At 30.0% G+C, this 26735-nt stretch carries 23 protein-coding genes and 4 tRNA genes; 24 read left to right on the top strand and 3 right to left on the bottom strand.

All coding sequences use genetic code 11. From position 1 onward, the window contains the following. The 3 genes from ON17_RS03910 to ON17_RS03560 all read right to left on the bottom strand — a co-directional run. The coding region (locus tag ON17_RS03910) for an ATP-binding protein (RefSeq protein WP_261974255.1) at positions 1 to 130 on the bottom strand (130 nt) is incomplete at its 3' end. A gap of 107 nt (positions 131 to 237) precedes the next feature. Next, positions 238 to 591 (bottom strand): hypothetical protein, encoded by a 354-nt coding sequence (locus tag ON17_RS03905; RefSeq protein ID WP_017191812.1) that lies wholly within the window; start codon positions 589 to 591, stop codon positions 238 to 240. A gap of 58 nt (positions 592 to 649) precedes the next feature. Further along, positions 650 to 826: a hypothetical protein gene (locus ON17_RS03560; protein WP_017191811.1), complete on the bottom strand. Its 177-nt coding sequence runs from the start codon at positions 824 to 826 to the stop codon at positions 650 to 652. A 518-nt stretch (positions 827 to 1344) separates the two neighbouring features. Between ON17_RS03560 and ON17_RS01855 the strand changes: the two genes are divergently transcribed. The 24 genes from ON17_RS01855 to ON17_RS01740 all read left to right on the top strand — a co-directional run bounded on the left by ON17_RS01855 (position 1345) and on the right by ON17_RS01740 (position 26347). Further along, positions 1345 to 1420: transfer RNA gene (locus tag ON17_RS01855), tRNA-Glu, on the top strand. Positions 1421 to 1474: 54 nt separating this feature from the next. Beyond that, positions 1475 to 1551, top strand: a tRNA-Arg gene (locus tag ON17_RS01850). Between the two features lie 28 nt (positions 1552 to 1579). Next, positions 1580 to 1656: transfer RNA gene (locus ON17_RS01845), tRNA-Pro, on the top strand. Positions 1657 to 1667: 11 nt separating this feature from the next. Next, positions 1668 to 1742, top strand: a tRNA-Gly gene (locus ON17_RS01840). A 214-nt stretch (positions 1743 to 1956) separates the two neighbouring features. Then, positions 1957 to 2430, top strand: a complete 474-nt coding sequence (gene rplM / locus ON17_RS01835) for a 50S ribosomal protein L13 (protein ID WP_017191810.1) — start codon at positions 1957 to 1959, stop codon at positions 2428 to 2430. Between the two features lie 5 nt (positions 2431 to 2435). Further along, positions 2436 to 2828 (top strand): 30S ribosomal protein S9, encoded by a 393-nt coding sequence (gene rpsI, locus ON17_RS01830; protein WP_026071995.1) that lies wholly within the window; start codon positions 2436 to 2438, stop codon positions 2826 to 2828. Between the two features lie 124 nt (positions 2829 to 2952). Beyond that, the gene (gltX, locus tag ON17_RS01825) at positions 2953 to 4296 is read left to right on the top strand and encodes a glutamate--tRNA ligase (protein WP_017191808.1); all 1344 of its coding nucleotides are present in this window, start codon (positions 2953 to 2955) and stop codon (positions 4294 to 4296) included. An 83-nt stretch (positions 4297 to 4379) separates the two neighbouring features. After that, on the top strand, positions 4380 to 5696 hold the full coding sequence (cysS, locus tag ON17_RS01820; RefSeq protein ID WP_017191807.1) for a cysteine--tRNA ligase: 1317 nt from the start codon (positions 4380 to 4382) through the stop codon (positions 5694 to 5696). Positions 5697 to 5756: 60 nt separating this feature from the next. Then, positions 5757 to 8177, top strand: coding sequence for an HAD-IC family P-type ATPase (locus ON17_RS01815; protein WP_017191806.1), 2421 nt, complete (start codon positions 5757 to 5759; stop codon positions 8175 to 8177). A gap of 38 nt (positions 8178 to 8215) precedes the next feature. Continuing rightward, positions 8216 to 8914, top strand: coding sequence for a 23S rRNA (guanosine(2251)-2'-O)-methyltransferase RlmB (gene rlmB, locus ON17_RS01810; RefSeq protein ID WP_017191805.1), 699 nt, complete (start codon positions 8216 to 8218; stop codon positions 8912 to 8914). A gap of 107 nt (positions 8915 to 9021) precedes the next feature. Further along, entirely contained in the window at positions 9022 to 9165 is a 144-nt protein-coding gene (gene rpmG, locus ON17_RS01805) for a 50S ribosomal protein L33 (RefSeq protein WP_017191804.1), read from the top strand. Between the two features lie 27 nt (positions 9166 to 9192). Further along, positions 9193 to 9582, top strand: coding sequence for a hypothetical protein (locus ON17_RS01800; RefSeq protein ID WP_017191803.1), 390 nt, complete (start codon positions 9193 to 9195; stop codon positions 9580 to 9582). A gap of 51 nt (positions 9583 to 9633) precedes the next feature. Beyond that, positions 9634 to 10257 carry a transcription termination/antitermination protein NusG gene (gene nusG, locus ON17_RS01795; RefSeq protein ID WP_017191802.1) on the top strand — a complete coding sequence of 208 codons (624 nt, stop codon included), beginning with the start codon at positions 9634 to 9636 and terminating at the stop codon, positions 10255 to 10257. A 139-nt stretch (positions 10258 to 10396) separates the two neighbouring features. Beyond that, positions 10397 to 10822, top strand: a complete 426-nt coding sequence (gene rplK / locus ON17_RS01790) for a 50S ribosomal protein L11 (RefSeq protein WP_017191801.1) — start codon at positions 10397 to 10399, stop codon at positions 10820 to 10822. Between the two features lie 95 nt (positions 10823 to 10917). Continuing rightward, positions 10918 to 11607, top strand: a complete 690-nt coding sequence (gene rplA / locus ON17_RS01785) for a 50S ribosomal protein L1 (protein ID WP_017191799.1) — start codon at positions 10918 to 10920, stop codon at positions 11605 to 11607. 68 nt (positions 11608 to 11675) lie between these two features. After that, entirely contained in the window at positions 11676 to 12161 is a 486-nt protein-coding gene (gene rplJ / locus ON17_RS01780) for a 50S ribosomal protein L10 (RefSeq protein ID WP_017191798.1), read from the top strand. Between the two features lie 47 nt (positions 12162 to 12208). Next, positions 12209 to 12586: a 50S ribosomal protein L7/L12 gene (gene rplL / locus ON17_RS01775; protein WP_017191797.1), complete on the top strand. Its 378-nt coding sequence runs from the start codon at positions 12209 to 12211 to the stop codon at positions 12584 to 12586. 162 nt (positions 12587 to 12748) lie between these two features. Beyond that, complete coding sequence (locus ON17_RS01770; RefSeq protein ID WP_026071994.1) at positions 12749 to 16477, top strand: DNA-directed RNA polymerase subunit beta; 3729 nt, start codon at positions 12749 to 12751, stop codon at positions 16475 to 16477. Further along, the gene (rpoC, locus tag ON17_RS01765) at positions 16474 to 20796 is read left to right on the top strand and encodes a DNA-directed RNA polymerase subunit beta' (RefSeq protein WP_017191795.1); all 4323 of its coding nucleotides are present in this window, start codon (positions 16474 to 16476) and stop codon (positions 20794 to 20796) included. Before ON17_RS01770 ends, rpoC begins: the two co-directional genes overlap by 4 nt. A 126-nt stretch (positions 20797 to 20922) precedes the next feature. Then, entirely contained in the window at positions 20923 to 21342 is a 420-nt protein-coding gene (gene rpsL / locus ON17_RS01760; RefSeq protein ID WP_017191794.1) for a 30S ribosomal protein S12, read from the top strand. 61 nt (positions 21343 to 21403) lie between these two features. Continuing rightward, positions 21404 to 21874 carry a 30S ribosomal protein S7 gene (gene rpsG / locus ON17_RS01755; protein WP_017191793.1) on the top strand — a complete coding sequence of 157 codons (471 nt, stop codon included), beginning with the start codon at positions 21404 to 21406 and terminating at the stop codon, positions 21872 to 21874. Positions 21875 to 21901: 27 nt separating this feature from the next. After that, entirely contained in the window at positions 21902 to 23968 is a 2067-nt protein-coding gene (gene fusA, locus ON17_RS01750) for an elongation factor G (RefSeq protein ID WP_017191792.1), read from the top strand. Positions 23969 to 24023: 55 nt separating this feature from the next. Continuing rightward, the gene (tuf, locus tag ON17_RS01745) at positions 24024 to 25208 is read left to right on the top strand and encodes an elongation factor Tu (protein ID WP_017191791.1); all 1185 of its coding nucleotides are present in this window, start codon (positions 24024 to 24026) and stop codon (positions 25206 to 25208) included. A gap of 242 nt (positions 25209 to 25450) precedes the next feature. Beyond that, positions 25451 to 26347, top strand: a complete 897-nt coding sequence (locus ON17_RS01740) for a hypothetical protein (protein WP_017191790.1) — start codon at positions 25451 to 25453, stop codon at positions 26345 to 26347. Positions 26348 to 26735 lie beyond the last annotated feature (388 nt).

The following is a 26735-nucleotide window of genomic DNA, read 5'->3' as shown; positions in this document are numbered from 1 at the left end:
CTAATTGAGGAGCAATGCCTTTATATTTTTGGGAAAAAATGGAACTGCTTACTTCAAAAAAAGGGAGATTAGTTTCTTTAGCTAAGGCTCTGGCTAAGGTTGTTTTCCCAGTTCCTGGAATTCCATACATTAAAATGCCTAAAGGCGAATCAACCTCGCCGATATTGTTATAGTTTTCTTTGTTATTAAGGTAATCTATAAAACCATCTACAGCTTGTTTTTCTTCTTTGAACCCGATTAATTGGTTGAAAGAAGGGAATTTTTAGTTATTAGAAGGATAAAAGTTTGATTCTTCTTGATTATTAATTGTTGTAAATTAGTGGTTGTTATTTCTTGTGATTTTTTATTTATATCGGTAATTTGGTTTTGGATTATATCTTTGTTTTGTTGTAGTTTGTCTTTTATTTCTTGGAGATTTTTATTTTGGGTTTCTAATTGTTTATGATTTGTTGTGAGATTTTTTTCAATTTCCGTTAAAGTTTGATGATGAATACAAACATAACTTCCTAAACATAAAATAATTAATATTATTATGAATATCATTAAATTAGTTAAATTAAAAATTTGCTTTGGTTTGTTTTTAATAATCATATTTTATTTCCTTTTTAAAAAAAGAACAAGGAATTTCTTTGTTCTTTTAGTTTTTTTATTATGCTAAATTAGAGATGTTGTTTTCAACGGTTTGAAGGCCATTACCATAATTTTTACCTTGGGAATCGACTAATTCGTAATCACAAATTAATGTTAATTGAGGGTTTTTAGTATTAATAATTTCTTTTTGTTCGATTCCGAATAACCACGAAGAAAAAATGAATATAAAGAACAAGGTTGCGGTTGCCAAAACAATCAAGAAAAACAAACAGAAAATTATCAAACAGATGAAGTTTGTGAATGTTATTAAAAAAACATCTTTGCGCCAAAGGATAAGTGAATATTTTAATTAAGAAATAATTACTATTTTTTACAATAAACAAAGACTATTTTGACTTAGTCTTTGTTTATTGTAAAAATTTTTTCTTTTTTGTTTAATCAAAAGTTTTTTATATTATAATGAAATAGTCAATAATAAAAAAATTAACATTTTCCAATATATTATTTACAGAATAAATATTTAATGTTTGTTTTCTATTGCTTTTTTAAAAAAAATTAATAAAAAAGATTGACTTTATTAAAAAATATTGTTAAAATCTTAAACGGTTAAAAAATAAAAGTTATTTGAAATTAATTAATTCATTTTGAGAAGAAATTAATTTAAAAAATATCCTATTAATGTTTCTTGTTAATAAAATTTATTTTTACTATTTTATTTCGCACTATTTTTTAAGATTTAAATTATGCAAATATGGCCCGTTGGAGAAACGGTTAACTCACATGCCTTTCACGCATGCATTCACGGGTTCGAATCCCGTACGGGTCACCAATTTTAAATAAAACAACTTAAAAAGCAACTCATAACTCAATAATTGATATATAGGCACTCATAGCTCAATTGGATAGAGCATCTGACTACGGATCAGAAGGTTAGGGGTTCGAGTCCTCTTGGGTGTGCCATTTTAATTTTAAATATAAAATTTTGAAGCGGGAAGTAGCTTAGCTTGGTAGAGCGCCTGGTTTGGGACCAGGAGGTCGCGGGTTCAAATCCTGTCTTCCCGACCATTAAAACAAAAGCGAATGTCGTATAATGGCTATTACCCTAGCCTTCCAAGCTAGAGATGTGGGTTCGATTCCCATCATTCGCTCCACATTGATTTATTCCAATAAAAACAAAAAAATAAAATTAATTATTTTTTGATGTTTTTAAGAAATTATTGTTTTTTTTATTAATATTATTTTTTTGTTTTTATTTGATTTTTTTACAAAGCAAGTTGACATTTTGGCAGCAATGTATTATAATTAATAAGTACATTTAATCATTTTGCGCAATTTTAAAATTTTTTAGGAGCAACATTATTATTCATGGATAACACAAACGTAGAACAAAAACAAGAATTAAATTTAAACAATAAAACTATTAGCGTTAACGATCAAATGGTGACAAGAAAATGGTATATAATAGACGCTGAAGGAAAAACTTTAGGACGTTTAGCAACTAAAGTAGCTTCTGTTTTAAAAGGCAAAGGTAAAACTCATTATACTCCTCATATTGATAATGGCGATTATGTAGCGGTTATCAATGCTTCTAAAATCCATTTAACAGGTAAAAAATGGGAACAAAAAACCTATTACAGACATTCAGGTTATCCAGGTGGTTTAACTAAAGTAATGGTTTCTGATATGTTGAAAAAATCTCCTACTTTAATTGTTGAGAAAGCTGTTTTCGGCATGTTACCGCATACTAAACTTGGACGCCAAATGCGTAAAAAATTATTTGTTTATGCTAACGAATCGCATAGACACGAATCACAAAAACCTAAAGTGTTAGAGGTATAATGAAAATGAAGAAAAATCAATATTTTGGAACAGGCAGACGTAAAAGTTCTGTAGCGAGAATTATTTTAACTTCTGGCGCAGGACAAATTAAAATTAATAAAAGAGATTTTACTAATTATGTCCCTTCTCAAGAAACTCGTTTAGAAACTTTAAAACCCTTAAAATTAACTAATACTTTAGAAAAGTATGATGTGGTTGCGAATGTTCACGGCGGCGGAATAACTTCCCAAGCTGGAGCGATCCGTTTAGGCATTGCTAGATCTTTATTAGAAGCTGAACCTAATTTAAGAGTTATTTTAAAAAAAGCTAGTTTATTAACTAGAGATTCACGTTGTGTTGAGCGTAAAAAATACGGTTTAAAAAAAGCTCGTCGTGCACCTCAATTTTCCAAACGTTAATTTATTTCTTAATAATATTTTTCACTAGTATGAAGAGCCTTTTAAAAAAAGGCTCTTTTTTAATTTTAAAATACTTTATTAAAATAATTTATTATATAATGAGCTTATTAGAAGGAGAAAGCAGATGCAAAAAATAAGAGTACGTTACGCCCCAAGTCCGACCGGTTTTTTACATATCGGCAACGCTAGAACCGCTTTATTTAACTATTTATTCGCTGCGCGTTATCAAGGTGAATTCATTATTAGAATTGAAGATACTGATTTAGAGAGAAACGTCGCTGACAGTGAAAAAAAACAATTAGAACAGTTAAATTGGTTAGGTATCAAATGGACCGAAGGGCCTGATATTGGCGGATCCTTAGGACCTTATAGACAATCCGAAAGATTAACGTTTTATCAAAAATATACCCAAATATTGTTAGAAAAAAAACTGGCTTACAAAGAATACCAAAACGATAATTCTAAATATGTAGTACGTTTTAAAGTTCCTGCTGAAACCAAATATGAGTTTAAAGATTTAATTCGAGGTTCTTTATCTTTTGACAGTAAAGAAATCGAAGACTGGATCATTATGAAAGAAAATGGTTATCCGACTTATAATTATGCTGTAGCGATAGATGACCATTTAATGGCTATTTCTCATGTTTTTCGCGGTGAAGAACATATTACCAATACTCCGAAACAAATGATGATTTATCAAGCTTTTGGGTGGGAAATACCTACTTTTGCGCATATTTCTTTAATTTTAAACGAACAGAAAAAGAAACTCAGTAAAAGAGATAAGCATGTAATTCAATTTATTGAAAAATACATGATTTTAGGTTATATTCCAGAAGCTTTATTTAATTTCTTGTTTCTCTTAGGTTTCGCCCCTAAAAGTAATAAAACTATTTTTTCTTTAGAAGAAATGGTGTCTTTATTTGATAAAACACGCTTTATTAAAGCGCCCGCTATTTTTGATGTACCCAAATTATCCTTTATTAATAGCCAATATTTGAAAAAAATGCCTCTTGTGGATTTAGTTTCTCAAACAGCCGTTTTTTTTAATCAAGCCAAGATTGTTATTTCTCAGGAGAAATTAACTAAAATAGTGTCTTTATTTCAAAGTAGAATTAGTTATCTAGCAGAAACAGTACGCTTATACCAAAGCTTTTTTGTAGAACCGAAAGAAGTTAAAGAAGAATTTTTAACCTTTATTAAAGAAAATAAAGGTTTTAACTTGGTGCAAATTTTATATAATATATTATATAAGTTAGAAAATTTTGATTCTGTTAACATCAAAGAAAGTATTACTAGCTTAGAACAACGATCCTCTTTAAAAGGTAAAAATTTATTTATTTTAATTCGTATAGCATCCACTTTACAAATGAATGGTCCGCATTTACCTATTTATTTAGAATTATTAGGGAAAGAAACTGTTTTAAAAAATATCCAAACTATTTTAAGTCTCTCATTCGAAAAGAATTAACTTATTAAGTTAAAAAAACTATCTGATAAAAAAACAATCATTAATTAACAAATATCTTATTTTAAAAAAGTAAAAGGAATATCATGTTGAAAATTTATAATTCATTAACTCAAAAAAAAGAAAATTTTATCCCTTTAACTGAAAATGAAGTTAATATTTATGTTTGTGGTCCGACTGTTTATGATCACCTTCATATCGGCAATATCAAGCCTTTAATTTTTTTTGATATGATGAAAAGATATTTCACTTTATTAGATTTTAAGGTTAAATTAGTCGTTAATATTACGGATATAGATGATAAAATCATTCAAACTGCTTTAGCTAACGATACTACAGAAGCTCAAATTTCTCAACATTATATTCAAGTTTTTTTTACTTTATTAAAAAAACTAGATATTGATACCATTGATAAATTTCCTTTGGTAACCAATTATATCAAGTCTATTATCACTTTTATCCAAGATTTAATGCAAAAAGGTTATGCTTATCTAACCAAAACAGGCGTTTATTTTCGTGTTAATTTAATTGATAATTACGGTATTTTAAGTAAACAAGATTTAACTAAATTGAAAAAAAACGCTCGTAAAGAGTTAGATCCTCAAAAAGAAAATGTTGAAGATTTTATTTTATGGAAAAAAACCGAAACAGGCGTTCAATACGAAAGTCCTTGGTTTTTAGGTAGACCTGGTTGGCATACTGAATGTGTTGTCATGATTAAAGATATTTTTAAAACCACTATTGATATTCACGGTGGTGGCAATGATTTGAAATTTCCTCATCATGAAAACGAACAAGCTCAGTTTGTAGCTAGTCAAAAAAAACCTTTAACTAATTTTTTCGTTCATATAGGACGGGTGGATTACCAAAAACAAAAAATGAGTAAATCCTTAAATAACGTTGTTTTAGCGAAAGATGTGTTAAAAGATTTTGAAGCTAACGTGATTAAATTCTTTTTTTTATCACATCATTACTTACAACCTATTAATTTTAGTTATGAATTGCTTTTATCTATACAAACTAAATATCATAAAATAGTTCATGCTTTAAATAAAAACAATTTTCAATTAAAAATGAATCATACAAAGGCTTCTAATAAAAAATTAGCTTATTTACAACAATTTCATCAGTTGATGCAAAATGATTTTGATACTCCTAATGTGGTCACTCTCATAGATCAAATTATCAAAGAATTGAATAAAACTCATGTTTTGATCGAAATGTCGGAATTACAAAACACTTTATTATATTTGTTTCAACATTTAGGGATTTCTTTACCTTTAAAAAATATTACTTCCAAAGATGTAACTCTTTATCAAAAATGGCTTCAAGCGAGACAAAATCAAGATTTTAAAAAAGCAGATCTTTTAAGAAAACTTTTAGAAGAAAAAAGTTTTATTTGAAAAAATATCTTTTTCCCAAAAAAATGATAAAGTCGATATCAAAAATGGTAGGTTATGATTATGAATAAAAAAACTGATAACAAATTTTTTAACCTTACAGGACTTCCGCAAGTAGAAGTAGAAAAACAACTACAAGAAAGAAAAAAAAATCTTAAAAAAGATAAGAACAGTAAAAGTGTGAAAGATATTATTGTTTCTAATGTTTTCACTTTGTTGAATTTATTAGTTTTAATCCTGTTTATTATTATTATGGCAATTAAAAGATACGATCAATTATTGTTTTTATTGGTTAATTTTTTAAATTTATCTTTAGGTATTGTCCAAGAAATTAAGGCTAAAAGAACTTTAGATAAGATTTCTTTGTTAATGTCTAATGATACTCATGTAGTGCGCGATAGCGTTTTAAAATCGGTTTCTATGAATGAAGTAGTAGTTAAAGACCTTTTATTTTTAGAATTAGGGGCTCAGATTGTAGCAGACGCTAAAATCGCTGAAGGTACTTTAGAAGTAAATGAATCTTTTTTAACAGGAGAATCTAAAACGGTTTTCAAAAGTAAAGGCGATTTTTTATATTCTGGTAGTTATGTTGTTTCCGGACGTGCTTGTGCGGAAATTACGGCTGTGGGTGATGAGATGTATATTTCTAAATTAACCCATGAAGCAAAAAAATATAAAAACATCAAAACCCCTTTAATGCAAAATTTCGCTAATTTAGTCATGGTGATAATGATTTTATTAATCCCTACTACTTTTATCTTTTATTTTTCTTACGAATCTAACATTCGCACTGAAAATAAATCAGAATTCCTTTTAGGTTTAAGTGGTTTTATGATAGGAATGATGCCTTCAGGTTTATTCTTATTGACTAGCATGTCCTTAGCGGTTGGTTTCGTTAATTTAGCGAAAAAGAATGCTTATATGAAAGATTTATTCGGGATTGAGATGTTAACCCAAATAGATATTTTATGTTTAGATAAAACTGGCACTATTACTGATGGAACTATGGAAGTCAAAGAAGTTTATTCTTATTCGGAAGCTAAAAAAGTTTCTGAAGATTTAATGACTAGTATTATTAGCGCTTTTCCGGATGATAACCCAACGCAAAAAGCTCTACATCATAAATTTTTAAAGAATGATTATTTTCTCAAAGGGAATCATAAAATCAAAAAGATTGAGTTTTTCTCTAGTTTAAGAAAATATAGCGCCGTAGAATTTGAGCAAGAAGGCACTTTTCTTTTAGGAGCTCCAGAAATTATTTTCAAAAAAAAATTTGCTAAAATAGAAAAAGATGTCGAAAAACACGCTAAAATGGGTTATAGAGTGTTATTGTTAGCTCAAACTAGTGAAAGTATAGAACAAATGGATCATAATACTGAATATCAAGCTGTTTCCTTAATTATGTTAGAAGATAAAATTAAAGCAGATGCTTTTGATACCGTGACTTATTTTAAAAATTTAGGGATTCAAATGAAAATCATTTCTGGCGATAATCCTTCTACTATTTCTTATATCGCCCAAAGAATAGGCGTTATTGAAAGCAAAAAACAAGCTATCAGTTTAGCTGGTCTAAGTGAAAAAGAAATAATTAAAATAGCTCATAAATACGACGTTTTTGGGCGAGTAACGCCAGAACAAAAACAAATTCTAATTAAAACTTTGAAACAAGATAATAAAAAAGTCGCGATGATTGGCGATGGTGTTAATGATATTTTAGCTTTTAAAGAGTCAGATATGTCGATCGCTATGGCTTCCGGTAGTCAAGCAGCTCAAAATGTAGCTAATTTAGTTTTAATCGATTCTAATTTTAGTTCTTTACCGCAAGTTGTTTCTGAAGGTAGAAGAGTAATTAATAATTTAGAAAAAAACTCAGTTTTATTTTTAGTAAAATCTATTTTATCTTTTTTATTAGCAGTCATTACTATTTTCCACAATTATTACTCTTCAATGGATGGTATAATTTTCCCTTTTGATCCTTTAAAATGGAATTTAATTGATATCTTTTTCATCGGAACCCCGTCTTTCTTTTTATCTTTAGAACCTAACGATAAACCTTTAAATAAAAATTTTTTAAACAATATTTTAAAAAACGCTTTTTTCTTTGCTTCTTTAATTGCTTTTAATTATATTTACTTATTGCATGTGAAATGGAGCGATCAGACGAAAAGGCATGATAATGTTTCAGTTTTGTTGATGTTAATCACTTCCTTTATGTTCTGTTTCTTGTTATTTAAGAACTGTCTTCCTTTTAATAAATGGAAAACACTATTATTTCACGCTATGATTGTAGGTTTTTTAACCTTTGGACATTGGACTTTCTTCAGAAAAAGAGAATTCCAAAAAGTATTGTTCAATATTACTGATAAAATATATAACCATTTAACAGTTTTTATACTTTTAGCTATTATCAATATTATTTTTGTTTTAGGCATGATATTTATTAAACAATTAACCGCTTTTAAGCAGGAATTGTTTAATAAATAAATGCTTATCAACGTAATTTCAAGGAAAGAATTAAAATCATGATTATTTATGGAAAAAATATCATAAAAGAGACTATTAACGCTAAAAGACCCATTTATAAGATATACATTGATGTAAAAATGACTGATACAGCGTTTTTAAACCATTTAAAAAACCATAATCTGACATATGAGATGTTAAATAAACACCAATTAAACAAAAAAGCGCAAAACACTCAACACCAAGGAGTTGTTGCTGAAGTCCAAGATTATACTTATAAAAATTTAGCGGATTATTTATCGACTGATAAAACACAAAAATTTTTAATTTTAGACGAAATACATGATCCTCACAATTTAGGAGCCATTTTAAGAAGCGTGGAAGCTGCTAATTTTGACGGCGTTATTATAGGTAAAAAACACCAAGTTCTTTTAAACGGAATAGTGGCTAAAACCTCTAGTGGAGCTTTAGAATACGTTAATATTTTTTTAGTTAATAATTTACACCACACTATTTTACAATTGCAAAAACACGGTATTAAGGTAATTGGAACCGATATAAAAGCAGAATTGGTGTTTAACGAAATCCCTCAAAACGAATCTTTTGCTATTATTTTAGGTAATGAAGGCATCGGAGTTAGACCTTTATTGAAGAGAAATTGTGACTACTTAGTGCGGATTCCGATGAGTGGGAAAATCAATTCTTTAAACGTTAGTGTAGCTGCGGCTGTGATTATGTTCGGTTTACAAATGAAATAAAATAATATATTTCGTTAATTTTCAAAAAATATGTTAAAATAAAGAGGATATATTTTGATTTACTTAAATTTATTTTTTTATATTTAAAAAAAGAAGGATTCTGAAAAATGACTAAAAAAAATATTTTAATATGTGTTGTATGTTTAAATCGTAATTATCATACTGATGATCATAATAGAAGTAATCGTTTAACTTTGAAGAAATATTGTCCTCACTGTAAACAACACGTTTTACATGAAGAATCTAGATAAATCAAATATTAAATTAGAGGAGTTTTTATGTCATATAAAAATAAAGAAGAAAAACACGCAAATCCTTTGTTTAAAATAATTAAACAAGAATACAGTTTGATCAATGTTTTTTTGATCGTTTTTACTATGGTGTTTATGGGCGTTTTTGGCGATTTTATGAAACAAGATCAAGAAAAATCATTATATAAAGTCTTATTTGGCGCTGCTCTAGCGGTTTTCTTATTAAGTGTTGTTGTCTTGATGAAAAAAACTATGAAAGGTATGAAAACGGTTAGCTTACCGACAGGTAAGCAAATTTTTTTCCAAATTATACAGGTTTTAATTTTTATCTTGATTTTAGTAACAATGAATACAAACTTTGAAACGCTTTATAAAGATTATATTTCCAAATGTAGTGGGTATTTTCAAAATAAATAAGATATAATGATTTAATAGAAAATAAATTATATTAATTTAGGGTGTTTGAATATGATAGATACAAAAGAAAAAGAAATAGATAAAGTTGTTAATAAAACGCAAGAAAAGCAAAATAGCAAAAAAAACAACGATAATGAAGCCAAATGGTATATCATTCAAACTTATTCAGGTTATGAAAATTCTGTTAAAGAAGATTTATTAAGAATTGCTGATAGCGGCGTTGGTATTTCCAGTTTAATTTTAGACGCTATTTGCCCAAAAGAAACTTATTATAAAACTAAAGCCGACGGCACTAAACAAACAAGAGAGAAAAAAATCTATTCTGGTTATGTGTTTGTTAAAATGGTTGTGACTGATCATTCTTGGTTTGTGGTAAGAAACATTCCGAAAGTAACTGGTTTTTTAGGTTCTATTAGAGGAGGTGGTTCTAAACCCGTTCCTTTGAGCGATAACGAAATAAGACCTATTTTATTAAAAATGGGGATCATCGCTAAGCCTAATTACGATTATTTAATCGGTAAACAGGTAGAAATCACTAACGGTTCTTTTGCTGGTCAAACTGGTAAAGTATCTTTTGTAGATCATAATCAAGATAAAATTATTGTTGAAATTGATCTATTCGGAAGAGCTACTCCTATTGAAATTTCTTTTGATTCTTTTAAAGTAATCCTTTAATGATTGTTTTTTTGAATTAGTGTCTTTTTTAATGCTTTAAATATGTTATAATATCTCAGTTATTATTTTATTTTCTTAAATTTTTAAATATATAATTTTTTTTATAATACAAATTAATATAAAAAGAGGTTTGAATAAAATGGCTAAAAAAGTTGTAAAAACTGTAAAACTTCAAATTCCTGCAGGGAAAGCGAATCCGGCTCCACCAGTAGGTCCAGCTTTAGGTCAGGCTCAAGTAAATATTCCGTCTTTTTGTTCCAAGTTTAACGAAGAAACTAAAGATCAGATGGGTTTTGTTATTCCAGTGATTATTTCTGTTTACGATGATAGAAGTTTTACTTTTGTTACTAAAACTCCGCCAGCTAGTGATCTTTTGAAAAAAGCTGCTAATATTCAAAAAGGCTCTGCTAACGCTAGCAAAAGTAAAGTAGCAACCATTAAATATGAACAAATAGAAGAAATCGCTAAATTAAAAATGTCTGATTTAAATGCTTATACAGTTGATAGTGCTTGTAAAATAATAGAAGGTACTGCGCTTAATATGGGTATTGTAGTTGAAAAATAATTTATTTCCTTTATTGGTGGAAACAAATATTTTTAATGATTTTATTTTGAATAACGTCTTAGAAAGGTTTTATATTTTATATAGGTTTTTTAAATATGAAAAGAAGTAAGAAATATTTAGCTATGCGTCAAATGATAGATTCTAAAAAATCTTATTCAGTTTCGCAAGCAGTTGATTTAGTTCAACAAACTCAATTAGTTAAATTTAATGCCACTGTTGAATGTATTTTTTCTTTAAATCTTGATCCTAAAAAAGCAGAACAAAATATTCGTGGCGCTTTAGTGTTACCTCATGGTAGCGGTAAAAAGCTAAAAGTAGCTGTTCTAGCTAAAGGGATGAAAGTTAAAGAAGCTGAAGAAGCTGGTGCTGATGTAGTAGGAGGCCAAGAATTAGTGAATAAAATCACTAAAAATTGGTTAGATTTTGATGTTTTAATCGCTACTCCTGAAATGATGCCAAGTGTGTCCAAATTAGGACGTGTTTTAGGTCCTAAAGGTTTAATGCCTAACCCTAAATTAGGAACAGTTACAGACAACTTAGCTCCTTTAATTAAAGATATTAAAAAAGGGAGAATAGAATATAGAGTTGATAAAAATGGTAATTTACACACTATTTTAGGAAAAACTTCTTTCAGTAAAGAACAATTATTGGAAAACGCTCAGTTTTTATACAAACATATAGCTTCTGCGCGACCTAAAACAGTAAAAGGTAATTTTATCAAATCCATGACTCTTTCTTCTACGATGGCTCCTGGTGTTAGAGTTGATCATACTTTAATGAGTTAAAAAAACTTTTTTGAAAAAATATTTGTAGTGTGCGATATATACGAATAAATAGAAAGGGATAAAAAAATATGTTAAGACCTATTATCGAACAGAAAATAGAAAACGTTAACACTTTAACGGAAAAAATAAACAAATCTAAATTAGTGGTTTTATTTGAATATAAAGGTCTTAAAGTGAGTGATTTTGCTCAATTAAGAGTACAATTAAGAGAATTTGGTAGCAATATCAAATTATATTCTAATAACATCATTAAAAGAGCTTTTTTTTCTGTTGATCATCAAGATTTAGCTGATTTTAAAAACTCAAAAGCTTTATTATTTAGCGAAGATGACTTAATTTCACCGTTAAAGGCTTTATATGATTTTTCTAAAACAAATAAATTTGTTAAAATTTCTTCTGGACTTGTTGAAAATAAAATATATTCAGTTGAAATGATGCATGAGTTAGCTACTTTGCCTTCAAGAGAAGTATTGTTAACTATGTTAGCTTCAGGCATGTTAATGCCTTTAAAAGAATTATCCGTTGGATTAGATATTTTATCTAAAAAAGAATAATAAATATAAAATTGTTAAAATAATAACAAAAGAGAGGAATCAAACAAATGGCTAAATTAACTAAAGAGGTTTTTATTGAATCTTTAAAAAAGATGTCTTTATTAGAAATTAAAGAATTAGTAGATGGATTAAAAGAAGAGTTCGGAATCGATCCTTCTGCTTCGTTAGCTGTAGCTGGTAACGGCACTGACTCAACTGCTGTAGTTGAAGAACAAACAGAATTCCAAGTTATTTTGAAAAACTTTGGTTCTAGCAAATTAAATGTTATTAAAACTATCCGTGAAATTACAGGTTTCGGATTAGTAGAGGCTAAAAAATTAACTGAAACACCTGATGCTGTTGTTAAAGAAAATGTTAGCAAAGACGAAGCGGAAAAAATTAAAACTAAATTAGAAGCTTTAGGCGCTAAAGTAGAATTAAAATAATATTCGCTAAAAAATATTATTAGTAAAAAACCTGAGGAAAAAATCTTAGGTTTTTTATTGTCTTTTGACTTATATTTTTTATCAGATAAAAAGGTTATTTTAAAGACTTGATTTTATCTATTTTCTTTCGAAAAATGAATAAATGATGCATTGGAGTAAAAAATGAGCAGATATCGCAACGTTAAATATGGTAATAAAGTAGAACGACGCAACTATTCGAAAATGAAATATGACTTCCCCTTGCCCAATTTAATAGAAATTCAAAAGAATTCGTTTAAAAAATTCTTAGAATTAGGCATTAGATCGGCTTTAGAAGATATTTTTCCCATTGAAAGTTATAATGGTGATTTAAAATTACATTTTGAAGATTTTTTTTTAGAAAAGCCGAAATTTGATATTAAAGAATCTAAAAACAGAGATTTTACTTATTCATCTGAATTGTTTGTCCACGTTAAATTAGAAAATGTTTTAACTAAAGAAGTGAAAAGATCACATGTATTAATGGCTGATTTGCCTTTAATCACTCCTTCAGGAACTTTTGTTATCAATGGGACTGAAAGAGTTGTTGTGGCGCAAATCATTCGTTCTTCTGGGGCTTATTTTTCTAAAAAATTCGACAATAAAACGAATAAAATGCTTTTTTTAGGTCAAATCATCCCTACTAGGGGAGCTTGGATAGAATTCGAACAAAGCAATAAAGATTTTTTATATGCTAAATTAGATCGTTCTAAAAAAATACCTTTAACTAAATTCATTCATACTTTAGGATTTAATTCGAGAGAAGAAATTGAAAATGTTTTTGGAAAAAATGAATTATTGGATTTAAGTTTTCAAAAAGACGAAGAATCTAATTTTAGTGACGCTATTGTGGAACTTTATTCAAAATTACATCAAGGGGAAAAAGTGCCTGCCAATGCAGCGAGAGAGTTCATTAGAACGCGTTTATTCGATCGTAAAAAATACGATCTATCTTCTGTAGGTAGATATAAAATCAATAAAAAATTAGACGTTTTAAATAGAGTAAAAAACACTTTTTTATCAAAAGATTTAAAAGATATAGAAACTCATGAGATTTTATTCCCTAAAGACACTCTTTTAACTCGTGATATCATCGAACAATTAAGAGATCAACGTCAACATTTACGTACGGAATTGGTGAATTCTGAATATCATTTAGAAAACGAAATGACTAACGAAATTACCATGACTTATAGAAAAAGCGAAACAGATGACAACTTATACGTTAAAGATAATATTTCTAATTTTCAGACAGGTGAAATCTTAATTGAAGCTGATTCTATATTAAATGACGAAGTTATCGCTATTATAGAAGCGAATAAAGAAATGATTGACGAAAAAATAGTTAAATTCTTTTTAGAAGGTCAAAAAGTTGAAAAAAAAGAAAACGACGTTAAAAAAGTTTTTAACGAAGTTTTAGAAGTTTATTTTTTAGATGACAAAGAAAACAAAACTTTTGTGAAAATAATTGGTAATAATCAAGAAGAAAGATCAGAAAATATCGTTTTATCTGATATTATAGCTAGCATTAGTTATTACTTAAACTTGTATGTGAATATCGGACATGTTGATGATATCGATTATTTAGGAAACAGAAGATTAAGATTAATAGATGAATTGTTAAAAAATCAATTCCGTATTGGCTTGACTAGATCAGAAAAAAACATTAAAGACCGTATGTCAATTAGTAAATTCGAATCTATCGCTCCTGGAGGATTAGTTAACTTTTCTTCGCTTTCTATTGTTTTAAAAACTTTTTTTAGTAGTTCGCGTTTATCTCACTTCATGGATCAAATTAATCCTTTAGCCGAGTTAACCCAAAAAAGAAGAATTTCTGCTTTAGGAACGGACGGTATAGATCGTGACCGCGCTGGGGTTGAAGTAAGGGATGTTCACAACTCTTATTACGGACGTTTATGTCCTATTGAAACGCCTGAAGGACCTTCTATCGGTTTAATTTCTTCTTTATCGACTTACGCCCAAGTAGATAAATACGGTTTTATTAAAACTCCTTTCTTTAGAGTGAAACATGAAAACGGTTTTTCTCACGTAACTCAAGAATACGATTATTTAACAGCTATTCAAGAGGAAGAACAAATCATCGCTTCCGCTTCTGCACCTTTAGATGAAAATAACAACTTTAAAACTTTAAAAGTGATCGCAAGAAGAAACGGTGAAACAGGGTTATTTGATGCTGATAAGATCACTTATATGGATGTTTCTCCGAAACAAATCGTTTCTGTAGCAACTTCTTCTATTCCTTTTTTAGAACATGATGATGCTTCTAGAGCTTTGATGGGTGCCAACATGCAACGTCAAGCGTTACCTTTATTAATTCCTAGATCTCCGACTGTTGCTACTGGTATTGAACACAGAATCGCCAAAGATTCAGGTTGCTTAATTGTGGCTGAAGAAGGCGGTATTGTGAAATACGTTGATGCTAAAAAAATAGTGATTAAAGAAGATTCAGGACAAGAACGTTCTTATGAATTAACGACTTTTGTTAAATCTAACCAAGATACTTTAATTTTACATAAACCTATCGTGGTTAGAGGCGAATACATTAAAAAAGGCGATCTTATCGTAGACGGTCCTTCAACTTACCAAGGTGAATTAGCTTTAGGTAGAAATGTAACGGTAGCTTTCATGACGTGGCACGGTTATAATTATGAAGATGCGATTATTATGTCCGAAAATTTAGTGCAAAACGATATTTATACTTCTATTCATATTAACAAATACGAAATTCAAACTAGAGAATTGAAAAAAGGTTCTGGTAAAGAAGAAATCACTCGTGAAGTGCCCAACGTTAGCGCTGAAGCGGTTAAAAATTTAGACGAAAGAGGAATTATTATTCCTGGTTCTGAAGTTAAAGAAGGCGATATTTTAGTAGGTAAAATCATTCCTCAAGGAGTTTTCGAACCGACGCCTTACGAAAAATTAATTCAAACGGTTATTGGGGAAAAAGCACGTGATTACAAAGATGCTTCTTTAAGATATCCTTGTGGAGATGGCGGTATTGTTCAAAGTGTACAATATTTCTCTATTAAAAACGGCGATCCTATTTCCAAACCAGGTGTGAACGAAATTATCCGTATTTTTATTGCTAAAAAAAGAAAAATCAATGTCGGTGATAAAATGGCGGGATTGCACGGAAATAAAGGGGTAATTTCCTTGATTTTACCGAAAGAAGATCTTCCTTATATGGCTGACGGTACTCCGATTGATATTATTTTAAATCCTTTAGGCGTGCCAAGTCGTATGAATATTGGGCAAATTTTAGAGATGCATTTAGGTATGGCAGCTAAAAAATTAAACATTAAAGTAGCAACGCCTATTTTTGATGGCGTTAATAACCAAGATTTACAAAATATCATGGAAGAAGCTAATTTATCGCCTGATGGTAAAATGACTTTATACGACGGAAGAACGGGAGAACCTTATGATAATCCTATTTCTGTAGGATCATTATATATGATTAAGTTATCTCATATGATCGATGATAAACTGCATGCTCGAAACGTAGGACCTTATACTTTGATAACTCAACAACCGATGGGTGGTAAAGCCCAAAACGGAGGACAAAGGTTTGGCGAGATGGAGGTTTGGAGTTTATATGCTTATGGTGCCGCTCACACTTTGCAAGAAATTTTAACTGTGAAAAGTGATGATATTATCGGACGTAATAAAACTTATAATTCTATTACCAACGGATTACCGCTACCCAAACCTTCTATTCCTGAAAGTTTTAGAGTTTTTTCAAAAGAATTACAATCTTTAGGTTTGCATGTGGAATTAATTAAATCTGACACTAAAGAGAATAAAGTTAATCATTCTTTAGTTAATAATAATAAGGAAAAACATTATCAATGATAAATTTAAATGTTAAAATTGAAGAACTTTCGCTTTCGGAAAAAACTATTGAAGCGTTAAAATTAATCGGTGTTACTTCGTTATCTGATTTTAACAATTACACTTTAAAAGACCTCCACACTTTATTGCCACAAGAATTTTTATTTGAAACAATATTAATTTTAAAAGAGCACTATTTGCCTGAATCTTTAGAAAATTTAAATTTAAATCCAGAGATTATTGAAATTTTACATAGTAATAAAATTATGGATTGTCGTTCTTTAATTCAAACTAATAAATCCATGTTATTGCAGTTATTTCAAGACGAACCGGATCGTTTAGAAGAAATTGAGTTAGTTTTTAGTTTATATAATGATGATTTTAACGATTATGAAGATGATGACTTAGAAGACATTGATTTTAATGAAGATGATTTAGAAAAGGAAGCAGATTACGAAATAAATATAAAAAAAGAATTAGATGAAAATTTTAATCCTTTTTTAAACGAAAAAACCACTTTAACAGATGTGGTTCCTTCTGGTTCTAAAAGTTTTTCTTCTCCAGTTACTTTTAGTGTAGAAGATCAAACTGACTTTAAATCACAAAAAGAATACGGTAGTAGAGAATACGAATATTTTAAAATTCGTTTAGCTTCTCCGCATGAAATTAGACAATGGTCTTATGGAGAAATTGTTAATTACGAAACTATTAATTATCGTACGGCTAAACCGGAATTCGGTGGCTTATTTTGTCCGAAAATCTTTGGTCCTGTCAAAGATTTACAATGCGCTTGTGCTAAAAAACAAACTTTAAAAAAAGGTCAAACTTGTTCACGTTGTGGTATTGAAATTACCGAACAAAAAGTAAGACGTGAAAGAATGGGACATATCGAATTAGCAGCTCCTATCGTTCATACTTGGTATGTTAATAGTTTGCCAAGTAGATTAGCGATTTTATTAGGCATTAAAGCTAAAGAATTATCCGAAATCGTTTATTATGTTTCTTATATCGTTCTTGAGCCAGGTGAAACTAATTTAGAAAAAAGACAAATCATTACAGAATTGCAATATAGCCAATATTTAGAACGTTTTGGCAATAATGGGTTTGTCGCTTTAACCGGGGCAGAAGCAATTAAAAAATTATTAGAAGAACTTGATTTAGAAAAAAGTGTTACAGAATTAAGAAAAATGTTAAAACAAGTCTCTAAACAAAAAAGAGATGTAATTATTAAAAGATTAGAAATTATCGAATCTTTCAGTAAATCTGATAATAAACCAGAATGGATGGTAATGGATGTTATTCCTGTTCTTCCTTCTGATTTAAGACCTATTGTTCCTTTAGATGGTGGACGTTTTGCAACGACCGATACTAATGATTTATACAGAAGAATTTTAAACCGTAATAATCGTTTGAAAAAACAAATTATTCAAAAAGCGCCAAGATTAATTATTAAAAACGAAAAAAGACTACTCCAAGAAGCGGTTGATGCTTTGTTTGATAATGTAAAAGTAAGTAAAAAAAATACTTCTAATGTGGAAAGAAACCGTCCTTTGAAATCTTTATCCGAAATGTTGAGAGGGAAACAAGGCCGTTTCCGTCAAAATCTTTTAGGGAAAAGAGTGGATTATTCAGGTCGTTCAGTTATTATCGTTGGTCCTGATTTAAAAATCCACCAATGTGGTATTCCGAGACAAATGGCAGTTATTTTATTTAAACCTTTTATTTTAAATAAATTGCAAGAAGCTAAAGGAGTTGATAAAAAAAGCGCTAATTTGTTGTATGAAAAAATGAATGAATATGTTTGGAGCGTTTTAGAGGAAGTTGTTAAAGAACATCCGGTTTTATTAAACAGAGCTCCGACTTTACACCGTTTAGGAATACAAGCTTTTGAACCGAAGTTAATTGATGGCAAAGCAATTAGATTACATCCTTTAGTAACACCAGCTTTTAATGCGGATTTCGATGGCGATCAAATGGCAGTTTATGTTCCTCTTTCTTTAGAAGCTCAAGCTGAAGCACGTTTATTAATGTTAGTGTCTAATAATATTTTAGACCCTAAAAACGGTAGCCCAGTTTTATCTCCTTCTCAAGATATGGTTTTAGGTAATTATTATTTAACTATTGAAGAGGTTAAAGATCGTACAGTAAAAGGCGTTAATCCTGAAAAACTGAACGAAGAACATCAATTCAAACATCGCAATGAAGGAAAATTATTTTATGATTTAAAAGAAGCTGAATTAGCTTTCCATAATAAAGTAATTTCTTTACATACACGAATTTTAGTAAAAACGTCTAATATTGACTCTTATTTCTCCGAAGCACAAAAAAACAAGTATTTGGTTACAACTTTAGGAAAAATGATTTTTAACGATATTTTACCTAGTGATTTCCCCTATGTTCAAGAACCTTCTTTATATAATTTAGAAGTAAGAACGCCAGATGTTTATTTCATTCCTAGAGGCTTTAATCCTTCCGATTATTTAGCTAATATTAAACCACCTGAACCTTTCAAAAAAAGATTCCTTTCTATGATAATTGACCAAGTGTTTAAGAAAAGTAATATTACTGAAACTTCCAAAATGTTAGATGATATTAAAAACTTAGGTTTTAAATACTCTACAATGGGAGGGATTACTATTTCTCATTCAGATATTAACGTTTATTCTGAAAAAGAAGCTTTAATCGACCAAGTAGAAAATAAAATTTTAGAAATAGAAAAATTTTATGATAAAGGTTTCTTGACTGTTTCAGAAAAAAAAGGCTTAGTGATTCAAGAATGGAAAAATGTTCGTGATGTGATCCAAGAAGGGTTAATGCAAGAATTCCACCAAGATAATCATTTATACATGATTAGCGATAGTGGAGCTCGTGGTAATGCTTCTAACTTCTCTCAGTTATCTGGGATGAGAGGGTTAATGAATAGTCCAAAAGGAGAAGTATTAGAAATTCCTGTTAAAAGCTCTTTCAAAGAAGGGTTAACAGTGCATGAATTCTTTATTTCTACTCACGGAGCTCGTAAAGTTTCGACTGATACAGCTTTAAAAACAGCTGAATCTGGTTATTTAACTAGAAGGTTGGTGGATGTAGCTCAAGATATCATTATTATCAAAGAAGATTGTGGTAGCGACAAAGGCGTTAGCGTAGAAGCTATTACAAGAGACGAAAAAGAAATCATTTCTTTATCAGAAAGAATTTTTGGTCGTTTTACTTCAGAAGATATTATTCATCCAGAAGCACAAGAAGTTATTTTAGCTAAAAACGAAGTTATCACAAGAGAAATCATTAAAGTTATTTTAGAAGCTAATATCACTAAAGTTAAAATTAGAAGCGTTTTAACGTGTAATTGTGAATACGGTATTTGTACTAAATGTTATGGTTTAAACTTAGTGACTAATAAAAACGTAGAAATAGGTGAAGCAGTTGGTGTAGTAGCGGCTCAATCTATTGGTGAACCGGGTACTCAGTTAACGATGAGGACCTTCCATACTGGTGGAGTTCTTTCGGTAGCAGATATTACGCAAGGTTTACCGAGAATTCAAGAATTATTTGAAGCGAGAAAACCAAAAGGTAAAGCTATTATTAGTGAATACAACGGTATGGTTAGAGACGTAAAAAACATTACTTCTTCTTCTTACGAAATTATTATTGTTCCTGATAACAATCCGAACGAAGAATATATTTACACTGTTGATGGTAATGCGGATGTTATAGTGCAGAAAAATATGCACGTTGAAGCAGGACAAAGGTTAACTTCTGGTTCGGTTGATTTAAGAGAAATGTTAAAAGCAAGTAGTGTGGAAAAAACACAAAAATACATTTTAGAAGAAGTACAAAAAGTTTACCAATCTCAAAGCGTTAATATTAGCGATAAACACATTGAGATTATCGTTCGCCAAATGTTTAAACAAGTCTTAATTATCTCTGAAGGTGATACTCATTTCTTACCGGGATTAGAAGTCTCCATTAAAGAATTCAAAAGAGCTAACACTGAGATGATTAAACAAAACAAAACTTTAGCTGTAGGACGACCGGTGTTATTAGGGATTACGAGAGCTTCGTTGAAAAGTGATTCTTTACTTTCAGCAGCATCCTTCCAAGAAACAACCAAAATTTTAATCGATGCAGCTATTAGAGGTCAAAAAGATAATTTATACGGATTGAAAGAAAACGTTATCGTTGGTGGTTTGATTCCGGCAGGAACAGGTATTTTGGAAACATCTCATTTTGAGTACCCAATTTACCAAGTGGTTAATCCAGAGGTTGAACCAGAAAATCTGGAAGAAAACCTTGAAGTAAAACCTCTTGAAGAGGGAAAAACATTGCCAGAAGAAAGTATTTAATAAAAAAAGGTATATTTTGCAAAAATAAAGTATAAAAATATTGACTTTTATCATAAAAAAAGATAAAATAAGTTGTCTTATCTTTATACTTTAGAAAAAAAATAAAAAAAGGGGATTCATTTCGCGATGCCTACTATTTCACAATTAATTAAAAAAAGAAGAAGCGATAAAGTTTCTAAATCTAAATCACCTGCTTTAGGTTTTAGTTATAATAATTTAAAGAAAAAAACTAAAAATTACGATTCGCCTCAAAAATCAGGCGTTTGTATTAAAGTTTCTACTATGACACCAAAAAAACCTAACTCCGCTTTAAGAAAGTTTGCCAGAGTGCGTTTAAGTAACGGCTCTGAGGTAACAGCTTATATTCCTGGAGTAGGTCATTCTTTGCAAGAACATAGTACTGTTTTAGTACGTGGAGGAAGAGTGAAAGATTTACCTGGTGTACGTTATCACGTTGTAAGAGGAGCTTTGGATGCTACTGGTGTAGCCAATAGAAAACAAAGTCGTTCTAAATACGGCTCTAAAAGAGTTGTAGCTAAAAAATAAGCATTATTTTGATTAAAAAAATGTTCAGATAAAAAATAACGAAAGAAATAAAGGTGCATATATGTCTCGTAAAAGAAGTGCTCAAAAAAGAGAAGTTTCACCAGATCCAATTTATAATTCTAAATTAGTAACTAAAATTATTAATACGATTATGAAAAGTGGTAAAAAAGGAACAGCTCAATCTATTTTATACGGTGCATTAGATCGTGTAAAAGAAATGACTCAGAGAGAACCTATTGATGTTTTTAATGAAGCTTTAAATAATATTATGCCTATTTTAGAAGTATGTACGCGTACAATAGGAAGCCAAAACTATCAAGTTCCTTCAGAGGTTCGTGCGGAAAGACGTCAATCTTTAGTTTTAAAATGGTTAATTCAATATGCTCAAAAACGTAGTGAAAAAACTATGGAAAGGAAACTAGCTAAAGAAATAGTTGAAGCTGCTTCTGGAACTGGTTTATCAGTGAAAAAAAGAGAAGATACACATCGTATGGCTGAAGCTAATAAAGCTTTCGCTCATTATCGTTGGTAATCTGAATAAGTAAGGGAAATTATACTAATGGGACGTCAATTTAAACTAGAAAAAATTCGCAATATTGGCATTATGGCTCACATTGATGCCGGTAAAACAACAACAACTGAAAGAATATTATTTCATACAGGTAAGATTCATAAAATAGGCGAAACACATGATGGTGCTTCGCAAATGGACTGGATGGAACAAGAACAAGAAAGAGGAATTACTATTACCTCTGCCGCTACAACAACTTTTTGGAAAGATCATCAAATTCAAATTATTGATACTCCGGGACACGTTGATTTTACAGTCGAAGTTTCTCGTTCTTTAAGAGTTTTAGATGGTGCAGTAGTGGTAATTGATGCTCAAGCAGGAGTGGAACCGCAAACAGAAACAGTTTGGCGTCAAGCGACTGAATATAAAGTGCCAAGAATTATTTTTGTTAATAAAATGGATAAAGTGGGAGCCGATTATGCTTACGCTATTGACACTTTGAAAAAACGCTTAGGCGTGAAAGCTTGTGCTATTCAATGGCCTATCGGTAAAGAAAATAATTTCACTGGTTTAATCGATTTAATCGAAATGAAAGCTTTTGAATATGACGGTTCACCTTCAGAAAACGCTAAAGAAATAGAAATACCTGAATATTTGAAAGAAACTGCTTTATCAAAAAGAAAAGAATTAATTGAAACTTTAGCAGATTTTGATGATGAATTAATGACAATGTTTTTGGATGAACAAAAAGTTCCGATAGACATGTTAAAAAGAATCATCAGAAAAACGACTTTAGATGTTAAATTTTTCCCTGTTTTATGTGGTTCTGCTTTTAAAAATAAAGGCATTTTAAAAATTTTAGACGCTGTTATTGATTATTTACCTTCTCCGTCTGATGTGCCTTCTATTACTGGTACAGATGCTGATGGTAACGAAATAGTTCGTAAAACTTCTGATGACGAACCTTTCACAGCTTTAGCTTTTAAAATTATGACTGATCCTTTTGTAGGACGTTTAACTTTTTTAAGAGTCTATTCGGGCACTGTTAAAACAGGAACTTATATTAAGAATACTGTGAAAAACGTGAAAGAACGTGTAGGACGTTTGTTGCAAATGCACGCTAATGATAGAGAAGAGATTAAAGAAGCTAATGCTGGCGATATTGTGGCTGTAGTAGGATTGAAAAATACTATTACAGGACACACTTTAACAGCTGAAAATGATTTTGTAATCTTAGAATCAATGAATTTCCCTGAGCCAGTTATTGAGATCGCAGTTGAACCAAAAACTAAAAATGATCAAGAGAAAATTGTTTTTGCTTTAGGAAAATTAGCAGAAGAAGATCCAACTTTTAAAGTTTATATTAACCACGAAACAGCTCAAACTATTATTGCTGGTATGGGTGAGCTTCATTTAGACATCATTATGGATCGTTTAAGAAGAGAATTCAAAATCCAAGCTAATGTGGCACAACCTCAAGTTTCTTATCGCGAAACTTTAACTAAAGAAACGCAAACAGAAGGTAAATTCATTCGTCAATCTGGTGGACGTGGGCAATACGGACATGTTTGTATGACTTTTGAGCCAAATCCTGGTAAAGGGTTTGAGTTTGTTAATAAAATTGTGGGTGGTTCTGTTCCGCGTGAATATATCCCTTCAGTTAAAAAAGGACTAGAAGAATCTTTATCTGGCGGTATTTTAGCCGGTTATCCTTTCATTGATGTTAAAGCAACTTTAACAGATGGTTCTTACCATGACGTCGATTCATCAGAGATGGCGTTTAAAATCGCTGCTTCTATAGCTTTAAAAGAAACCAAAAACAATGGCGGTCTTGTTATTTTAGAACCTATTATGAATGTAGAAATCATAACACCGAATGAATATATTGGTAATGTAATTGGTGATTTAACTTCCAGAAGAGGTAGATTAGAAACACAAGAAAACCGTGGCAACACAATAGCAATTAAAGCTTTGGTTCCTTTATCAGAAATGTTTGGTTACGCGACTAATTTGCGTTCCAACACTCAAGGTAGAGCCAATTTCGTAATGCAATTTGCTAAATATGAAAAAACACCAAAAAGTATTACGGAAAATATTATTAAAGAACGTAGTTAATTTCTCAAAATATTTATTAAAAAAATAAAAAATTCAAAAAGGAGGCCTTAATAAAATGGCTACTAAAAATTTTAACAGAAATAAACCACACGTTAACGTAGGAACTATTGGTCACGTTGATCATGGTAAAACTACTTTAACAGCTGCAATTACTTCTTATTTATCTACAAAAGGATTAGCAGATAAACAAAGTTACGATCAAATCGATAAAGCACCTGAAGAAAAAGAACGTGGTATCACTATTAGTACTTCTCACGTAGAATACGAAACAGAAAAAAGACACTATGCTCACGTAGATTGTCCTGGGCACGCCGATTACATTAAAAATATGATTACTGGTGCTGCTCAAATGGATGCTGGTATTTTAGTAATTTCTGCTGTTGACGGAATCATGCCCCAAACAGAAGAACATATCTTATTAGCTAAACAAGTAGGTGTTCCTAAATTATTAGTTTTCATCAACAAATGTGATGTTGTTGCTGATGAAGAACTTTTAGAATTAGTAGAAATCGAAATTAGAGACTTATTAAACAAACATGATTTTTTAGGCAACGAAGTTCCTATCGTTAGAGGATCTGCTTTAAAAGCGGTTGAAGGAGACCCTAAATATTTAGAAAAAATCCAAGAATTACTTGACTTATTAGACACTTACGTGGAAGACCCAGTTCGTGAAATGAACAAACCTTTTTTAATGCCAATAGAAGATGTTTTCACTATCACGGGCAGAGGAACTGTTACTACTGGACGTGTTGAAAGAGGAATGGTTAAAGTTGGTGAAGAAGTAGAAATAGTTGGAATTAGAGAAACTAAAAAAGCTGTTGTTACAGGTTTAGAAATGTTTAGAAAATCTTTAGAAACAGCGCAAGCTGGTGACAACGTAGGGGTTTTATTGCGTGGTGTTTCTCGTGAAGACGTAGAACGTGGACAAGTTTTAGTTAAGCCTGGCAGCGTTCAACCACATTCTAAATTCTTAGCGCAAATTTATGTTCTTACAGCTGAAGAAAACGGAAGAACTACTCCTTTCGGTAATAATTATCGTCCTCAATTCTATTTAAGAACTACTGACGTGACTGGTGTTATCAAATTGCAAGATGGTGTTGAAATCGTAATGCCTGGTGATTTAGTGGAAGTTACAGTTACTTTAATTAGTTCAATCGCTATGGAAGAAGGAACTAAATTTTCTGTTCGTGAAGGTGGACGCACTGTTGGAGCAGGTTCAGTAATTAAAATTCTTGAATAATTCCGTCCCCTTCTTAAAAAAAGACTTTGATAGTCTTTTTTTATTTATACGGGTTTTTTTGCTAGTTTGTCTTTTTGAGGTTTAAAGATGAGTTTTTAATTCTTGCCTAAAAAAGTTTATTTATGATAATTAAGCAGGAAATATGATAAAATAATAATAAATTGTATAATTAAAATTTTACATTATACTTTTTTATCAACTGAAAAAAATTAGAAAAAACAGAAACAAATAAGGAGATAAATATGTTTTTAAACGTCTTTTTTTTCATGAAATTATTGGCTTATTCTCGGATAGAAAGAGAAGGGCGTACAGATAGTGCTTGGCTAGAAGAAGAAAAGCAAGAGCATAAAAGTGTTTTATGGAAACTAACTTTCATTTTCGCTGGGATGATGATTATGGGACTTTTAGTCGCTATCTTATTTCACTATAGCCCTAATTTTAACCCTAAAATTAAACAAAGTTTGTCAGCAGATTGGATTAATAATTTGAAATTCCTTATTTATAAAGGCGAAGATGTTCTTTATTTAATCGCTTTTGTCTTATTGATAATAGGTTTTTCTCTATCTTTTACTTCTTTATATGTTATTTTGATTTTCTCTTTGTATTTTGGGGCGTTTTTTTTCGGTCCTCGATTTCTAGATTTTTATAACACCGTCCAACAGGAAAAAAACTTTGATGCCTTCGTTGCGAGAACTCTTTTTAGTCAAAAAGCTTTAGGGGTTGATTTTGTACGTACTTTATCTATTTTTATCATTATGATCACTGTCACTTTAGCGAAAGATTTCTATATGAGACCTAAAGTGAAACATTTTATTTATAACTCTTTTTCTGTTTTAATTTTTGTAGGTTTTTTATCATTTGTCTTTGGCATTGATTTAATACCTCAAACTAGAAATATTTCCTTTGTGTTCCGTTTTTTTTTCTTAATTCTAGCTACTTTGGGCATTATTCAAGATTTAGATATGGTGCATAAATTATCTCATAGAACAATTGCTGCTAAAAACCAATCTTTAATTATTTTAGGTTTTTTAGTGTCCTTTGCAACAATATTTTCTTTTATTAGTGTTTTTATTGCAGAATATCCTGCTATAGAACAACTAGCAAGTATTTTCTGCAATGCTTTTAGAAATAGTTCTTAGTGGATTGAAAAAAATTTGGAATTATTAGACAGATTAATGCACTGTTCATGTGAAACATACATTCAAGACCTATTGTATAGAGGTCTTTTTTCTTTTATCAAAGAAAAGTCTATTCAATGCTGCCGCCTTACGGTTAAATTTCTTTGTTTTATTTTTTTTAGGGTTATAAATAAATTAATAATAGGTGAAAAAACTTCTTTTTTAGCTATATAGAAAGACTTTTTAACAAGAGAGGAAAAAAGTTCTATTATTCAACAAAAGAACTGAAAAAAGAGACTTATTTTACCTTTATCGAAAAAGAAATTAAAAAAGTTAACTTTTTACTTGATATTTTAAATTAAATATGATAAAATGTTAGTAATCTTTAATATTAAAAATACTTTTATAA

Source organism: Poinsettia branch-inducing phytoplasma str. JR1 (assembly GCF_000309465.1).
GTDB classification, from domain to species: domain Bacteria; phylum Bacillota_I; class Bacilli_A; order Acholeplasmatales; family Acholeplasmataceae; genus Phytoplasma; species Phytoplasma pruni.
The sequence above is the reverse complement of the archived record's forward strand: the minus strand, read 5'-3'. Positions and strand labels throughout refer to the sequence as shown.

Excerpts from the sequence above, each read along its gene's own strand:
- rplJ (WP_017191798.1), top strand. The coding sequence starts at position 11,676 with ATGTTAAGACCTATTATCGAACAGAAAATAGAAAACGTTAACACTTTA.
- rpsI (WP_026071995.1), top strand. The coding sequence starts at position 2,436 with ATGAAGAAAAATCAATATTTTGGAACAGGCAGACGTAAAAGTTCTGTA.
- ON17_RS03905 (WP_017191812.1), bottom strand. The coding sequence starts at position 591 with ATGATTATTAAAAACAAACCAAAGCAAATTTTTAATTTAACTAATTTA.
- fusA (WP_017191792.1), top strand. The coding sequence starts at position 21,902 with ATGGGACGTCAATTTAAACTAGAAAAAATTCGCAATATTGGCATTATG.
- rplL (WP_017191797.1), top strand. The coding sequence starts at position 12,209 with ATGGCTAAATTAACTAAAGAGGTTTTTATTGAATCTTTAAAAAAGATG.
- rplA (WP_017191799.1), top strand. The coding sequence starts at position 10,918 with ATGAAAAGAAGTAAGAAATATTTAGCTATGCGTCAAATGATAGATTCT.
- ON17_RS01800 (WP_017191803.1), top strand. The coding sequence starts at position 9,193 with ATGTCATATAAAAATAAAGAAGAAAAACACGCAAATCCTTTGTTTAAA.
- rplK (WP_017191801.1), top strand. The coding sequence starts at position 10,397 with ATGGCTAAAAAAGTTGTAAAAACTGTAAAACTTCAAATTCCTGCAGGG.
- ON17_RS01740 (WP_017191790.1), top strand. The coding sequence starts at position 25,451 with ATGTTTTTAAACGTCTTTTTTTTCATGAAATTATTGGCTTATTCTCGG.
- tuf (WP_017191791.1), top strand. The coding sequence starts at position 24,024 with ATGGCTACTAAAAATTTTAACAGAAATAAACCACACGTTAACGTAGGA.
- ON17_RS01770 (WP_026071994.1), top strand. The coding sequence starts at position 12,749 with ATGAGCAGATATCGCAACGTTAAATATGGTAATAAAGTAGAACGACGC.
- cysS (WP_017191807.1), top strand. The coding sequence starts at position 4,380 with ATGTTGAAAATTTATAATTCATTAACTCAAAAAAAAGAAAATTTTATC.
- rplM (WP_017191810.1), top strand. The coding sequence starts at position 1,957 with ATGGATAACACAAACGTAGAACAAAAACAAGAATTAAATTTAAACAAT.
- rpmG (WP_017191804.1), top strand. The coding sequence starts at position 9,022 with ATGACTAAAAAAAATATTTTAATATGTGTTGTATGTTTAAATCGTAAT.
- rpoC (WP_017191795.1), top strand. The coding sequence starts at position 16,474 with ATGATAAATTTAAATGTTAAAATTGAAGAACTTTCGCTTTCGGAAAAA.
- rpsL (WP_017191794.1), top strand. The coding sequence starts at position 20,923 with ATGCCTACTATTTCACAATTAATTAAAAAAAGAAGAAGCGATAAAGTT.
- rpsG (WP_017191793.1), top strand. The coding sequence starts at position 21,404 with ATGTCTCGTAAAAGAAGTGCTCAAAAAAGAGAAGTTTCACCAGATCCA.
- nusG (WP_017191802.1), top strand. The coding sequence starts at position 9,634 with ATGATAGATACAAAAGAAAAAGAAATAGATAAAGTTGTTAATAAAACG.
- gltX (WP_017191808.1), top strand. The coding sequence starts at position 2,953 with ATGCAAAAAATAAGAGTACGTTACGCCCCAAGTCCGACCGGTTTTTTA.
- rlmB (WP_017191805.1), top strand. The coding sequence starts at position 8,216 with ATGATTATTTATGGAAAAAATATCATAAAAGAGACTATTAACGCTAAA.
- ON17_RS01815 (WP_017191806.1), top strand. The coding sequence starts at position 5,757 with ATGAATAAAAAAACTGATAACAAATTTTTTAACCTTACAGGACTTCCG.